Origin of the sequence: Dysgonomonas sp. GY617 (genome assembly GCF_015233815.1) — a bacterium.
Lineage (GTDB): Bacteria > Bacteroidota > Bacteroidia > Bacteroidales > Dysgonomonadaceae > Dysgonomonas_A.
Map to the genome: position 1 here is coordinate 268,796 of NZ_JADCLR010000021.1, position 13,457 is coordinate 282,252.

Here is a 13,457-nt window from a genome sequence, read left to right on the forward strand (position 1 = left end):
TTTTACTTAAAATTCTGAAATTAAACAGATTATTTATAATTAAAAAATACGTATATTGCTAAAAATTTAAAAGGACAAACCATTTATATAGAAAACTAGTGCTATATTTGTAATATAACTCTGTAAAACAACAACGCATGGAATTTCATAAAAACAAACCAATCTACCTACAAATTGTCGATGTAATCTCGCAAAGAATTGTATCCAAAGAATGGAAAGAAGAAACTAAAATCCCAACAGTAAAAGAACTCGCCAAAGAATTAGAGGTAAACCATAATACCCTGATGCGTTCGCTCGAGCTACTGCAATCGGAAGATATTTTAATGTCTAAAAGAGGTGTTGGGCTCTTTCTAACAAAAGACTCTTATAAAAATGCCCTCGAGCTAATGAGAAGATCTTTTTATGAGAATCAGGTTCCTGAATTCTTTTCAACAATGAACTCTCTAAAGATAACACTTGGAGAATTAATAGATCTATATAAAAGCAATAAAAGAGCAAACGAATCGAGCCTTATATAAAACATATTCAGCACTACACATATTAAGAATTAAAGAAACAGACTCTAAAAGTTTGTTTCTTTTTTTGTATTAGCTGATTAATCCCCAATTGTAGCGATTTCCTCCCAGTTTGCGTAATTGTCTCTTTAGTATCTGATTCTCTATACTTTCTAAAGCAGGATCTCTATCCATTACTTCTTTTGCGACATCGCGTGCATATTGCATTACTTGCGAATCTCTCACAATATCGGCAATCCTCAAATTAAAAGCAATACCACTTTGTTGTGTTCCTTCTAAATCTCCGGGACCTCTGAGTTTTAAATCGGCCTCAGCGATCTCAAAGCCATCGTTACTCTCAACCATTATATTAATTCGCTTACGAGAGTCCGCAGACAGCTCATAAGGCGTTATAAGAATACAATACGACTGATCGGCACCTCTACCTACCCTACCCCTTAGCTGATGCAATTGAGACAAGCCAAAGCGCTGAGCACTCTCTATAACCATTACCGATGCATTGGGAACATTTACTCCAACCTCGATAACCGTAGTAGCCACCATTATTTGAGCTTCGTTCTTAACAAAGCGAGCCATTTCAGCATCTTTTTCTGCCGGTTTCATCTTTCCATGTACTTTACACACCGTATATTCGGGAAAAATCTCACAGATATGCTCATATCCTTCTTCGAGGTTTTTTAAGTCTATTTTCTCGCTTTCTTCGATCAAAGGATATACAAAATAAATCTGCCGACCTTCGCTTAACTGTTTTCGGATCGAATTATACAAAGCACCCCTCTTCTTATCGTATTGATGTATTGTTTGTATTGGTTTACGCCCCGGAGGCAGTTCATCTATTACCGACACTTCAAGATCTCCATACACTGTCATTGCAAGCGTACGAGGTATAGGTGTTGCCGTCATAACCAGCATATGCGGAGGATTCACATTCTTAGTCCAGAGTTTTGCTCTCTGTGCCACACCAAAACGGTGCTGTTCATCGATAACAACCAAACCCAAGTTCCCAAATTGAACTGTATCTTCAATTAGGGCATGTGTCCCAATCAGGATATGAATATCACCCGTTAAAAGGCGTGAATGAATCTCTTCTCGCTTTTTCTTTTTAGTAGAACCTGTCAATAATTCGACATTTATACCCAATCCAAATAGAAACTCCTGAATGGTTGCAAAATGCTGATTAGCCAGAATCTCAGTAGGAGCCATCATTGAAGCCTGAAAGCCATTGTCCATAGCAATCAGCATAATCATAAGTGCTACCAAAGTTTTCCCACTACCAACATCCCCTTGCAACAGTCGGTTCATTTGCTCACCAGTCGCCATATCTTGGCGAATCTCTCGTATGATTCGTTTCTGTGCATTGGTCAACTCAAAAGGTAGATTTTTTTCGTAGAAAGAATTAAAATAGTTACCCACTTGAGTAAATACAAAACCCTTCAATTTAGCTCTCCGATCGGAAGTATAACGAAAAATATTAAGCTGTAAATAAAACAGCTCTTCAAACTTCAACCGATACTGGGCATCTCTTAGAATAGTAGGGTTTAACGGAAAGTGAATATTTCGAATTGCCTCTTTCAATGGCAATAAGTTTGCTTTTTCGATTATTGTTTGGGGAAGAGTTTCAACAACATGAGGCAATGCAGAGGCTAACGCTCCGGTCATTATCTTCTGTATTGCTTTTGAATTCAGATAATGCGTTTTCATCTTCTCGGTTGTATTGTAATACCCCATTAGATTGGTTTGCTCCGCTTTCTCTTCGATGTACGGATCAATATCCGGATGTGCTATATTAAACTTACTACCAAAAGCTGTAGGTTTACCAAAAACCAGATAAGGAAGATTTACTTTGTACTTATCCGTAATAAAACGTGCCCCTTGAAACCATACCAGATCAATAAAGCCTGTTCCATCGGTAAAGTGGGCAATAAGCCTTTTATTACGCCCTTCGCCTACACTTTCAAAAGCTGTTATACGTCCTTTTAATTGGATATAAGGCATATTGCCATCTACTTCGTGAATGTAGTAGATGCGACTTCTATCAATGTATTTATAGGGATAATAATGCAAGAGATCTTCAACCGAAAAGATATCGACCTCTTTATTTAATATTTCAGCCTTTTTGGGACCTACTCCCGGCAGATATTTTATGTCTGTATTGGATATGTCAGCCATGATAAGAATAAGGTCTCAGACCTTTTTATTGCTTTGGCAAGTTACAACAACCAAAGCCTGTTAAAACTCAAGAATTAAGATCACAGACCTCTTTTAATGTTTGCTGAGAAAATCATATTTCGATCATTTATTCAGATGCTTTCTCTGCAATTGATAAACAACATGCCCTTCAATATCCTGTCTATCTATTATGTCGAAGTATTTAACCAATTCGGTCGAATCCGCAACAACTTTCATAAACGAATCGTCATTGTCAACATTTTTCATAACTAACACTTTTGTGTAAGTACTGTCAACATCAGCAAAATCAAAGATAGGAATTACTTTAAAATTTTCTAAATATTTCTTGTAGTGTTTCTTTGTTACACTAATTCTGATGTAGTGCTTCGAATCAGGGAAAAACAAAGGTATGGCTGCAATTGAGAAACTACGTGTATCCGAATATAAAAAAGCGGTTTTATCATCTACTCTTTCCGCGGCAAAATCGATTATTTTAGACTGTACTCGCTGCTTATACTCATTTGTTCTATATTGTAATGAATAATGATTAAATGAAAAATAAGCTACTATGGAAAACATCACTAAAAGAATGATTTTATTTGGGATTTTCTTCCAATCAATCAATGCGATATAAATAGCAAGCCCCAAATAAAACAACCCTAAAATAGGAGTCATATAACGAGTTACAAATACAGGCTTAGATAAAAGAGAATAAATAATCGCTGTAGATAGCGTAAATATAAAAGCCAAGAACAACAGATTTGCATATTTTGCTCTAAAAATCAATATTTTATCACCATATACTTCTTTTCTGGAAGATATAACAATATAGATAAAAAGAACAAAAAACGCAGCCAATAAGCAGAATGAGAATGCAAAATATGCTAAAGGAATTTGAGTTGCAACCAAATCTAATTCCTGAGCAAATGGATAATATAAGTAGATTATAAGATCTTTCAATCTAGGGGCATTAATCCAGTATTCATCCTGCACTTGCGACACTTGCCCCGGTAAGTTTATCAGCCAAGGCAAATAACCAATAACAAACAAAACAGAATAACCAATAAATGGAATAATTTTCTCTCTCTTAGCTATTACAACTACAACAAGAAAAAGAAAATAAATATAGAAAACACCCAATAACGCATAGTAATGAGTATAAGCTGCAGTTAAAGAAAAGAGGGTAAACTTAATCAGATCAGATCTACGAAAAGTAGAATAACTTTGATAGGCATACAAAGCACTTAAAAGAACAAATAGCATAGCCAATGAGTACATTCTTATTTCGGAGGCTGCATATTGACTAACAGGCATCAATATTACTATAAGTAAGAAGCTCAAGGCTGTTTTATCACCAAACATTTTTCGGATACGAGTACAACCTAACAGCATAATACCTATTACAGGCAGAGCCGAAAAGATACGCAAGGCAACTACCGAGTCGCCAAAAACGTAAGTATATAATTTAAGAAGGATATAGTAAAGAGGCGGATGAACATCATTTGCAGTAACATGCCACAAATATCCAAAGGATTGACGTACTAGGTTTATTGTATAGGCTTCGTCGTACCAAAAAGCTTTATAAAAGTCTAAAGACAGGAAAAGAAAAGAGCCTATAAAGAATAGGACATATAAGAGAATCGAATATTTCTTATTTTCATTATTCGCCATATTCATTGGTAACAAGTGTGGAGATGTTTTAATCAATTACAACTAATTCAAAACAAGTATCCTTGCTCAGTATCTTTATGTCTTCCCAGATGTTTATAAGCTAATTCAGTAGCTTCTCGCCCTCGTGGAGTACGTTTCATAAAACCTTCTTTGATAAGAAAAGGTTCATACACTTCTTCTATTGTTCCACCGTCTTCTCCGAGAGCTGTTGCAATAGTAGAAATACCAACAGGCCCGCCTTTGAACTTGTCTATAATAATCAGTAATATTTTATTATCAACCTCATCAAGACCATATTTGTCAATATTGAGAGCCTCAAGCGAGTAGTTTGCTATTTCTTTATCAATACTTCCCGACCCTTTTACTTGAGCAAAGTCTCTCACTCTTCTCAAAAGAGCATTCGAAATACGGGGCGTTCCCCTACTGCGTAATGCTATTTCTTTAGCAGCATCATCATCGCAAGGTACATCCAATATATTTGCTGAACGTTTGATGATTCCCGTTAAGGTGTCATTATCATAATACTCTAAGTGCATGTTTATACCAAATCGGGCACGCAAAGGACTTGTCAATAATCCACTACGTGTAGTAGCACCGATAAGAGTAAAGGGATTCAATTCAATTTGAACAGAACGTGCACTAGGACCTTTATCGATCATAATATCAATCCGATAATCCTCCATTGCACTATAAAGATATTCTTCCACAATTGGAGAAAGACGATGTATTTCATCGATAAAAAGGACATCATTAGGTTCTAACGAAGTCAATAAACCAGCCAAATCGCCCGGTTTATCAAGCACAGGACCCGATGTTATTTTAAAACCAACACCCAGTTCATTTGCTATAATGTTGGATAAGGTTGTTTTACCCAACCCCGGAGGGCCATGTAATAAAGTATGATCTAAAGATTCTCCACGCATACGAGCTGCTGCAACGAATACCTTTAAATTATCCACTACCTTGTCCTGACCACTAAAGCTATTAAAACTGAGAGGCCTCAAAGCATTTTCAAATTCACGCTCTGTTCCGTTTAAATTCTCGTCATGTATGTCGAATGCATCCATATATTATTATAACAATCTTAACTACAATAAATACTTGTCGTCATACACCAAAACATCAAAGATTGAGGATACACAACGACCTAAAATATAGAAAGCTTAATACCTTAACTCAACCGATTAACCGACTGAACTCCTTCTATTTTCAAAATCTGAGAACATAGCTTTTGTACATCTATTACACTATGTACATAAAGGCTTACCTTCCCTTCAAAGATACCATCATTCGATTCAATATTCAAACTTTTAATGTTTACCGAATCTGTAATTATAACTTTAGTTATATCATTAAGCATTCCAACACGGTCTATCCCACGAATAATGATGGTAGATAAAAACGAGTATTGAGCATAACGCCCCCACTCAAGTGTAAGAATTTTATCACCAAAACTCGCTTTAAGTTTCAAGCCAACGGGGCAATTAACACCATGAACTTGAATCTCATTACTATCTGTTATAAAACCAAACACCTTATCTCCTGGTATAGGGTTACAACATGAGGCTATTCTGAAATTCTTTTTGAAAGAATCCTCTTCGAGAATGTATGTTTTTTTCTTATCAATTGTATCCAGATCATCAGTATCCAAAGACTCGGTGTCTCCACTCTCTTTTTTACCAACTCTGAATGCCTGCTTCATATAGCGCATGAAGATATTGGATGAACCGTCTTTATCTTTTTGATTAAACAGTTTGTCCAAATTAGCAGGAAGAACAATTGTTTTGTTACCCAAAGCAAAGAAAAAATCTTCTTTCTTGGTTATTTTATAAAAATCGAGCAACTTATCTATAGTTGAAGTTGTAAGCTCTGCTTCACCAACTACTTCTTTTAGAATTGCCTCACCTTTTTTAGCTACTTCTTTCTTCTGCTTTTTCAGAGTCGATTCAAGCTTAGTTCTGGCTTTGGCGCTTGTAATAAAGCCTAACCACTCAGGCTGTGGACTTTGAGATTTAGATGTCAAGATTTCAACCTGATCCCCACTATTCAGCTTATGACTAAGAGGAACAAGTTTATGATTTACTTTTGCACCAATACAATGGTCTCCAATATTGGTATGAAGCTCATAAGCAAAATCGAGAGCAGTAGAGCCTTGAGCCATTGTTCTCAAATCGCCTTTAGGCGTAAAAACAAATATTTCCTGAGAGAATAAGTTGAGTTTAATGGTATCCAGAAAATCTATTGCATTCGGATTTGGATGCTCCAATATCTCAGTAATAGTTTTCAACCACTTATCTAGTTCATTATCTTCCTCTATTTTACCTTCTTTATATTTCCAATGGGCGGCAAAGCCTTTTTCGGCAATATCATCCATTCTACGGCTTCGGATCTGAATTTCGACCCATTCGCCATCAGGACCCATCACCGTAAGGTGTAAAGCTTGATAACCATTCGATTTGGGACGACTAACCCAATCTCTGATACGATCGGGACGAAGTTTATAAATATCCGTAATCACCGAATAAATATCCCAACATCGTTTCTTTTCATCAACACCGGGTTCGGAGTCGAATATAATTCTAACAGCGAATATATCATAGATTTCTTCAAAAGGAACTCCCTTTGATTTCATCTTATTCCAAATAGAATATACTGATTTATCGCGTGCTTTTATTTCATATTTGAAACCCAATTCGTCTAATTTATGAACTACGGGTTCCGCAAAATGCTCGAAGATATTTTTTCTAATGCTTAACGAAGATTCAAGCTTCGAAACAATCTCGTTGTATTCTTCGGTGTTTTCGTATTTAAAACTGAGTTCTTCCAGCTCCGTTTTTATAGCAAAAAGCCCCAATCGGTGTGCGAGAGGAGCATATATGTACATTGTTTCACCAGCAATTTTATGGCGTTTTGCCGGAGCCATCGAACCCAATGTTCGCATATTATGAAGACGGTCGGCAATTTTTACAAGTATTACTCTAATGTCATCGGCCATCGTAAGCAAAAGCTTTCTAAAGTTCTCAGCCTGCGATGATACGTTATCACCAAACATACCACTCGATATCTTGGTCAACCCATCAACAATCTCTGCAATTTTATCGCCAAATATCTTTTTAAGATCTTCTACGGTATAATCAGTGTCTTCAACGACATCATGCAACAAAGCAGCACAAATAGATGTAGATCCCAATCCTATCTCACTACAAACTATACGTGCAACCGCTATCGGATGCATTATATATGGCTCGCCCGATCTACGTCGTGCTCCTTTATGTGCTTCTTTTGCAAGATGAAAAGCTTTCCTTATTATTTCAACTTTTCGTCTATGATTCGTTTTGAGGTAGTCATCTATAAGAGCTTCAAACTCTCTTTCCACCATCAAATCATCATCCATCGTTTTATCTTCTTTATCCATAAAATTAAGATCAGAGATCTATTTATTACTTTGCATGTTATAATATCAAACGCACTACAATGAATAAATGTTGCATCAAGCAGCAATTTATTACTTATAAAACAAATTAGAATAATAAATGGATACCATAATTCTAAATTATTTATCTGGGAATTTTAAGTTTTTGCCCGATACTTAACTTATCTGAATTTAAGTTATTAGCCTTTTGTATGTCTTTTACTGTTATTTTTCTTCCATATTTTCCAGCAATACTACCTAAAGTATCTCCCTTCTTTACTGTGTATGTCAAAGGCTGTTGTTTTGCCGGCTCTTTCGCAACTTTGGGTGCAACCTTCTTTTCTACTTTAGGTTCTTCTTTCTTCACCGTTACCGATTTTGTAGAAGAGGAAATCATCGATGAAGTCGAAGCTAAAGGCTTATTAGCTGCATTATCTTGCACAGATGTTTTCACATCCGCAACAACTTGTTCTATAGACTCTTCAGATATAGTAGGTAATTCTTCTGCAACAAGCTCTTCTTTTTGAGCGGGTAAATGTATTACCAATCGTTGACCAACTTTGGGTACCGATGATTTTAGTTTATTCCAAGAAGAAATATCTTTTCTATCTACATTATATTTAGAAGCGATCTGAGTTAGTGTTTCACCAATACGTACTTTATGATAAATAGTCTGAGTTCCTTGTATATCCCGACCTCTGTTATTATTACCCAATTCAGATTCATTTGGATCGGGAACATCTACAACAGCCAAATTAGCTTCGGTTTCTTTTGCTGGAATAGGATCAGGGTCTGCTCCTGTTGCACGTTCTTGCATTTTTGCAAAATAATCAGATAACGAATTTGAAGAAGTATTATCATTATCTAAAGAAGATTGATTATCAGATGTTGTCTGACTTGTATTTTGTGCTAGTAAATCTTGTGTTGATTGTTGTGTTGTTTCCTGAGGTGTTGCTTGATTCACTGGTTTACCTGCTGATACTGCCAATATCTGACCAGCACTCAATCTATTTGTTTTAAGGCCATTCCATCGTTTTATCTGAGCAGTTGTAACTCCATGTTTACGAGCTATAGCAGCTAAATTATCCCCTCTACGCACTTTATATTTTGTTCCATTAGTTGCAGCCACTGCAGTATACCCATTTGGATTAACCACTTTGCGATGCGAAAGAAATTCGGTTGCCTTATATGCAAAAATAGAATCTCTTTGAATTTCAAAGTCAGGAGCGTTTATAGATGGTAAATTCAGTACATATGCTTTGTATTCACCTGGAACAATATCTTTTTTATATTGAGGATTCAAAGTTCTCAATTCATCAAGCGATACATTTAGATATTCGGCAACTTGTTGCAAATGCAGTTGCTTGTCAACCAGAATAGTATCAGTAGAATGAGTATATTTATATTCAAAAGGACAGATATTGTGAGCCGAATAATAGTTCATAACATACGCTGCAGCAATAAAAGCAGGTACATAACCTCGGGTTTCTTTCGGAAGATAGGGATAAATTGACCAATAATCCGTTTGTCCGCCACTACGCTTGATTGCTTTGTTTACATTTCCGGGACCACAATTATATGCTGCAATAACTAAATTCCAGTCACCATATATACCATATAAGTCTTTCAGAAATCTAGCAGCCGCATCAGTGGATCTAAGTGGATCGCGACGTTCATCAACTAAAGTATTTACCTCAAGATCGTACATTTTTCCCGTACCAATCATAAACTGCCAAAGCCCAGTCGCCCCCATTCGAGAAGCAATCGTAGGATTAAGTGCAGATTCAATAATAGGTAAGTATTTTAATTCAAGAGGTAAGTTATATTTATCTAAAGCTTGCTCAAAGATTGGAAAGTAATAATCGGATTTTCCTAAAAAATATTCTACACTTCTTCTCATCCGTCCCGTATACATATCGATATATGATCTTACAACCGGATTATACACCAACTCCATTTCAGTAGGCAAAGCATAAAGTCTATTGATATAAACAGAATCGGGATATGCTACATCTGTATCAAAGTTTGATGTACAATTTAGAGAAGGACTTAGATCTTTCTTCCAATCAACTAATAATTGATCGAAGTTACGTTCTATCTCTTCGGGGATAGTTAATTCCTTATCTGTAATAGTTTCTTTTATTGATAGTCCATTTTTATGAACCTGACCAAAAAGGGGAACAATACCCCCCAAAATAAAACCAGCAATAAAAAGTTTTTTTAGCATAAATCATTTCTTTTTCGGACATCAACAACAACGATGACCTAAAATTTAAAACTACATTGAACCCCAAAACTTCTTTGGGAAAAAGGATCATTTTGCACTTGAGGTTCTACCCTCAAAGACAAATCGGGAGAAATATCAAAATCAAATAGATGTGCATCAACATACGCATCTATCATACACAATCCATATAAAGCAACCGCTCCAATAATACTTAAATCACGGTATCTTCTATAACTATCTCTTTGGCGTTTAAAACGATTTTGCCATGATACGATTTCAGAATCACTCAGCGTTGCAGGATCTAATCCTCTTCGAACAAAAGGTCCCCAAATAGCTATATTTTCTGCACTTCTCGGATCTTCTCGCATTATCGCCTTATATGCACCTGTATAATCACTGTATTGACGACCATTCCAGGTAATTGCATATGTAAGACCTAAAAAACCTCCGTAAACGAGAGGTAATTTCCAATATTTTCTATTATAAATTTGACCTAATCCGGGGAAAATAGCCGAATACAAAACAGCTTTATTCGGATCGGGCTTAAAAGGAGCAGTACTTTTTATAATTCGGTCTGCCGCCTTATCATTTAACATTTTATCATTCACCCAAGCAACAGTATCACTCTTGGTTATATTCTGAGAATTCATAGTGACACTCTGTACTTGTATACTATCATTGGTTTGCCCTAGCATAGGAAATGCCAAGGAATAAACAGCTACAATACTTACAAAAAATCTCTTTACCATATAAATTCTAAGGTCTCAGACCTATTTATTGCTTTGGTAAGTATAATAACTAGATAGTTATAACTTTTAAGTACGACATCAACTACGACCTTTTACTTATACGGATAAATGTATAATTTATTTTTTTATTTGGTCAAATTTAGTAATAATTCTCTCTAATTCTTCATCAGAACTGAAAGCAATTGTTATTTTTCCTTTACCCTTATCATTACATGAAAGCTGAACTTTAGCTTCAAAGAATTTCGATAAGTGCTTTTTAAGAATATCAAATTCTTCGGGTGTAGCTTGATTTATATTGCCTTTTTTAGCCAAATTAACCACTTCTTTCTCTTGAATAATTTCTTCAAGAGTATCTCCCTTATTGATAGCTCTTACATATTCCTCGACTTTTCGAACCGAAAGATCTTCAGTCATGATCAACTCATAAACTTCGAGTTGTACCGCCGGATCTTCAATGGTCACTAAAGTACGAGCATGCGCCATATCTATTCTCTTGTCTCTGATAGCCATCTGAATACCGGCAGGAAGCTTCAACAATCGTAAATAATTTGCAATAGTAGTTCTTTTCTTTCCGATTCTTTCGCTCAGTTGCTCTTGAGTAAGATTATATGTTTCAATCAAATTCTGGTAAGCCAGAGCAATCTCAATAGAATTGAGATCTTCTCTTTGTATATTTTCGATCAACGCCATTTCCATGACGTTTTCATCATCCGCTGTCTTAATATAAGCAGGTATTGATTTTTGCTGAGCAATCATAGACGCTCTATACCTACGCTCACCTGCAATAATCTGATAATTTTCATCATCTATTTTACGCAAGGTAATCGGCTGGATGACTCCTAGTTGCTTGATAGATACAGCCAGTTCATGCAAGGCTTCCTCATCAAAAACACGTCGGGGTTGATCAGGATTGGGTTGAATCTTAGATAATGGAACCTCATTTATGGACGAAGATCCTTCAGTCCTTAAATCGTCCATCATAATAAGAGCATCTAGCCCTCTTCCTAAAGCAGGTCTTTTTGCCATAAATAATTACTTATTTTGTTTGCGGTTAAATAGCAAAGTTAAGAATTTTTTTCGATAAGCTCTTTTGCAAGCTGCATATGGTTTACCGTTCCACGAGATGCGGCATCATAAGCCAGAACAGGCTGGGCAAAACTTTGAGATTCGCTAAGCTTTACATTTCGTTGAATTACAGTTGTAAATACCAATTCTTGGAAATGCTTTTTTACCTCTTCGTAAATTTGGTTTGCCAAACGAAGACGCGCATCATACATAGTTAGCAAGAATCCTTCGATCTCCAATGAAGGATTTAGTTTCGATTTTATGATCTTAATGGTGTTCAGCAATTTACTGATTCCCTCTAAAGCAAAATACTCACACTGAACGGGTATAATAACCGAATCGGCAGCTGTAAGAGAATTTACTGTAATCAGTCCCAAAGATGGAGAACAGTCAATTAAGATATAATCATAATCTGCTTTCTTGGCTTGAAGAACAGCAGCCAAACGTTTTTCACGATTTTCGATATTCAGCATTTCGAGCTCTGCTCCTACTAAATTAATATGTGATGGGATTATATCCAAACGCTCGTAAGCCGTTGGCACAATAGCCTGATCGGCAGTAGCCTCTCCTATCAGACATTCGTAAATAGTATTTTTTATATGTTTAATATCGAGTCCTAAGCCTGAAGAAGCATTTGCCTGTGGATCGGCATCCACAACCAATACTTTCTTTTCCAATGCAGCTAAGGAAGCAGCAAGGTTTATTGTGGTAGTAGTTTTTCCAACTCCTCCTTTTTGATTTGCCAGAGCAATTATTTTACCCATGTTCGTTAGTTATAATTTCTTTTATTTAAGCTACAAAGAAACAAATAAATAATAGCAGTACTTAGATTGTGACATTAAACAGTAAAAGAATTGTTGATAACTTGCCTTTTCTGTTAATAACATCTACAACCATCTATAATATTGAATATTAGATATAAAAAATCGATTTAAAAGAATAATGCTAAAACGTTTAACAAGCACATCTCTGCTTATTTTTAAATTGATTTCAGTATATTATAAAACCTACAAAGTTTAAATTTTGTAATTCCAAGGGTATTTTTACGAATTTAAGAACGTATTTTTATTAGAATTAAATACCTTTATCTGATTAGTAATTAAGATCGCAAAAAATGAATATTAGCAAAACTCATATTGAAACCCCTCTGGGAGAAATGATTGCATGTGCGACTGATAAGGGTATCTGCCTTTTGGAGTTTAATAATAGAAAAAATATTGAAGGTCAGTTTCAAAAAACAGAAAAGGAACTGAATAACATCATTGTTGAAGAAGACAACATCCATTTTGACCTTCTAAAGAAAGAATTATCAGCATATTTTAAAAGAGAATTGAACCAATTTACAGTACCTCTTGATCTTATTGGAACAGAGTTTCAGAAAAAAGTATGGCAAGCTCTTTTGACAATTCCCTATGGGAAAACAGTCAGTTACCTTCAACAATCCGAAGCAATGGGAAACCCTTTAAGTATACGAGCGGTTGCTAATGCAAATGGTATGAATAAAATAGCTATAATAGTACCATGTCATCGGGTTATCGGATCCAATGGAAAACTAACAGGCTACGCCGGAGGATTAGAGAAAAAAAGATGGCTATTAAATATGGAAAAAGGCATCACCGAAAATACTCTTTTCTAGCAATACCCTTTAC

Annotated in this window: 10 protein-coding genes; 2 read left to right on the plus strand and 8 right to left on the minus strand. The window is 35.7% G+C overall.

The window, feature by feature from the left end; genetic code table 11:
• Positions 1-137: 137 nt before the first annotated feature.
• Positions 138-518 carry a GntR family transcriptional regulator gene (locus tag IR022_RS11060; protein WP_050709835.1) on the plus strand — a complete coding sequence of 127 codons (381 nt, stop codon included), beginning with the start codon at positions 138-140 and terminating at the stop codon, positions 516-518.
• Positions 519-587: 69 nt separating this feature from the next.
• On the opposite strand, the gene recG is transcribed toward IR022_RS11060, so the two are convergent.
• The 8 genes from recG to IR022_RS11110 form a co-directional block, all read right to left on the minus strand.
• The gene (gene recG, locus IR022_RS11065) at positions 588-2,684 is read right to left on the minus strand and encodes an ATP-dependent DNA helicase RecG (protein ID WP_050709834.1); all 2,097 of its coding nucleotides are present in this window, start codon (positions 2,682-2,684) and stop codon (positions 588-590) included.
• A gap of 123 nt (positions 2,685-2,807) precedes the next feature.
• The gene (locus tag IR022_RS11070; protein WP_194203732.1) at positions 2,808-4,355 is read right to left on the minus strand and encodes a glycosyltransferase family 39 protein; all 1,548 of its coding nucleotides are present in this window, start codon (positions 4,353-4,355) and stop codon (positions 2,808-2,810) included.
• A gap of 47 nt (positions 4,356-4,402) precedes the next feature.
• Positions 4,403-5,422, minus strand: a complete 1,020-nt coding sequence (gene ruvB, locus IR022_RS11075; RefSeq protein WP_050709832.1) for a Holliday junction branch migration DNA helicase RuvB — start codon at positions 5,420-5,422, stop codon at positions 4,403-4,405.
• Between the two features lie 104 nt (positions 5,423-5,526).
• Positions 5,527-7,770, minus strand: coding sequence for a RelA/SpoT family protein (locus tag IR022_RS11080; RefSeq protein ID WP_050709831.1), 2,244 nt, complete (start codon positions 7,768-7,770; stop codon positions 5,527-5,529).
• A gap of 142 nt (positions 7,771-7,912) precedes the next feature.
• Entirely contained in the window at positions 7,913-9,994 is a 2,082-nt protein-coding gene (locus IR022_RS20005; protein WP_242053212.1) for a LysM peptidoglycan-binding domain-containing protein, read from the minus strand.
• A 38-nt stretch (positions 9,995-10,032) separates the two neighbouring features.
• A complete protein-coding gene (locus IR022_RS11100; protein WP_050709830.1) occupies positions 10,033-10,743 on the minus strand; it encodes a DUF5683 domain-containing protein in 711 nt (236 codons plus the stop codon).
• A 117-nt stretch (positions 10,744-10,860) separates the two neighbouring features.
• Entirely contained in the window at positions 10,861-11,769 is a 909-nt protein-coding gene (locus IR022_RS11105) for a ParB/RepB/Spo0J family partition protein (RefSeq protein WP_050709829.1), read from the minus strand.
• 38 nt (positions 11,770-11,807) lie between these two features.
• Positions 11,808-12,572, minus strand: coding sequence for a ParA family protein (locus IR022_RS11110; RefSeq protein ID WP_050709828.1), 765 nt, complete (start codon positions 12,570-12,572; stop codon positions 11,808-11,810).
• Between the two features lie 350 nt (positions 12,573-12,922).
• On the opposite strand from IR022_RS11110, the gene IR022_RS20185 reads away from it, so the two are divergent.
• Entirely contained in the window at positions 12,923-13,444 is a 522-nt protein-coding gene (locus tag IR022_RS20185) for a methylated-DNA--[protein]-cysteine S-methyltransferase (RefSeq protein WP_050709827.1), read from the plus strand.
• Positions 13,445-13,457: the final 13 nt, after the last annotated feature.

Coding starts and splice junctions, on each gene's coding strand:
- IR022_RS11060 (WP_050709835.1), top strand. CDS start 138: ATGGAATTTCATAAAAACAAACCAATCTACCTACAAATTGTCGATGTA.
- recG (WP_050709834.1), bottom strand. CDS start 2,684: ATGGCTGACATATCCAATACAGACATAAAATATCTGCCGGGAGTAGGT.
- IR022_RS11070 (WP_194203732.1), bottom strand. CDS start 4,355: ATGGCGAATAATGAAAATAAGAAATATTCGATTCTCTTATATGTCCTA.
- ruvB (WP_050709832.1), bottom strand. CDS start 5,422: ATGGATGCATTCGACATACATGACGAGAATTTAAACGGAACAGAGCGT.
- IR022_RS11080 (WP_050709831.1), bottom strand. CDS start 7,770: ATGGATAAAGAAGATAAAACGATGGATGATGATTTGATGGTGGAAAGA.
- IR022_RS20005 (WP_242053212.1), bottom strand. CDS start 9,994: ATGCTAAAAAAACTTTTTATTGCTGGTTTTATTTTGGGGGGTATTGTT.
- IR022_RS11100 (WP_050709830.1), bottom strand. CDS start 10,743: ATGGTAAAGAGATTTTTTGTAAGTATTGTAGCTGTTTATTCCTTGGCA.
- IR022_RS11105 (WP_050709829.1), bottom strand. CDS start 11,769: ATGGCAAAAAGACCTGCTTTAGGAAGAGGGCTAGATGCTCTTATTATG.
- IR022_RS11110 (WP_050709828.1), bottom strand. CDS start 12,572: ATGGGTAAAATAATTGCTCTGGCAAATCAAAAAGGAGGAGTTGGAAAA.
- IR022_RS20185 (WP_050709827.1), top strand. CDS start 12,923: ATGAATATTAGCAAAACTCATATTGAAACCCCTCTGGGAGAAATGATT.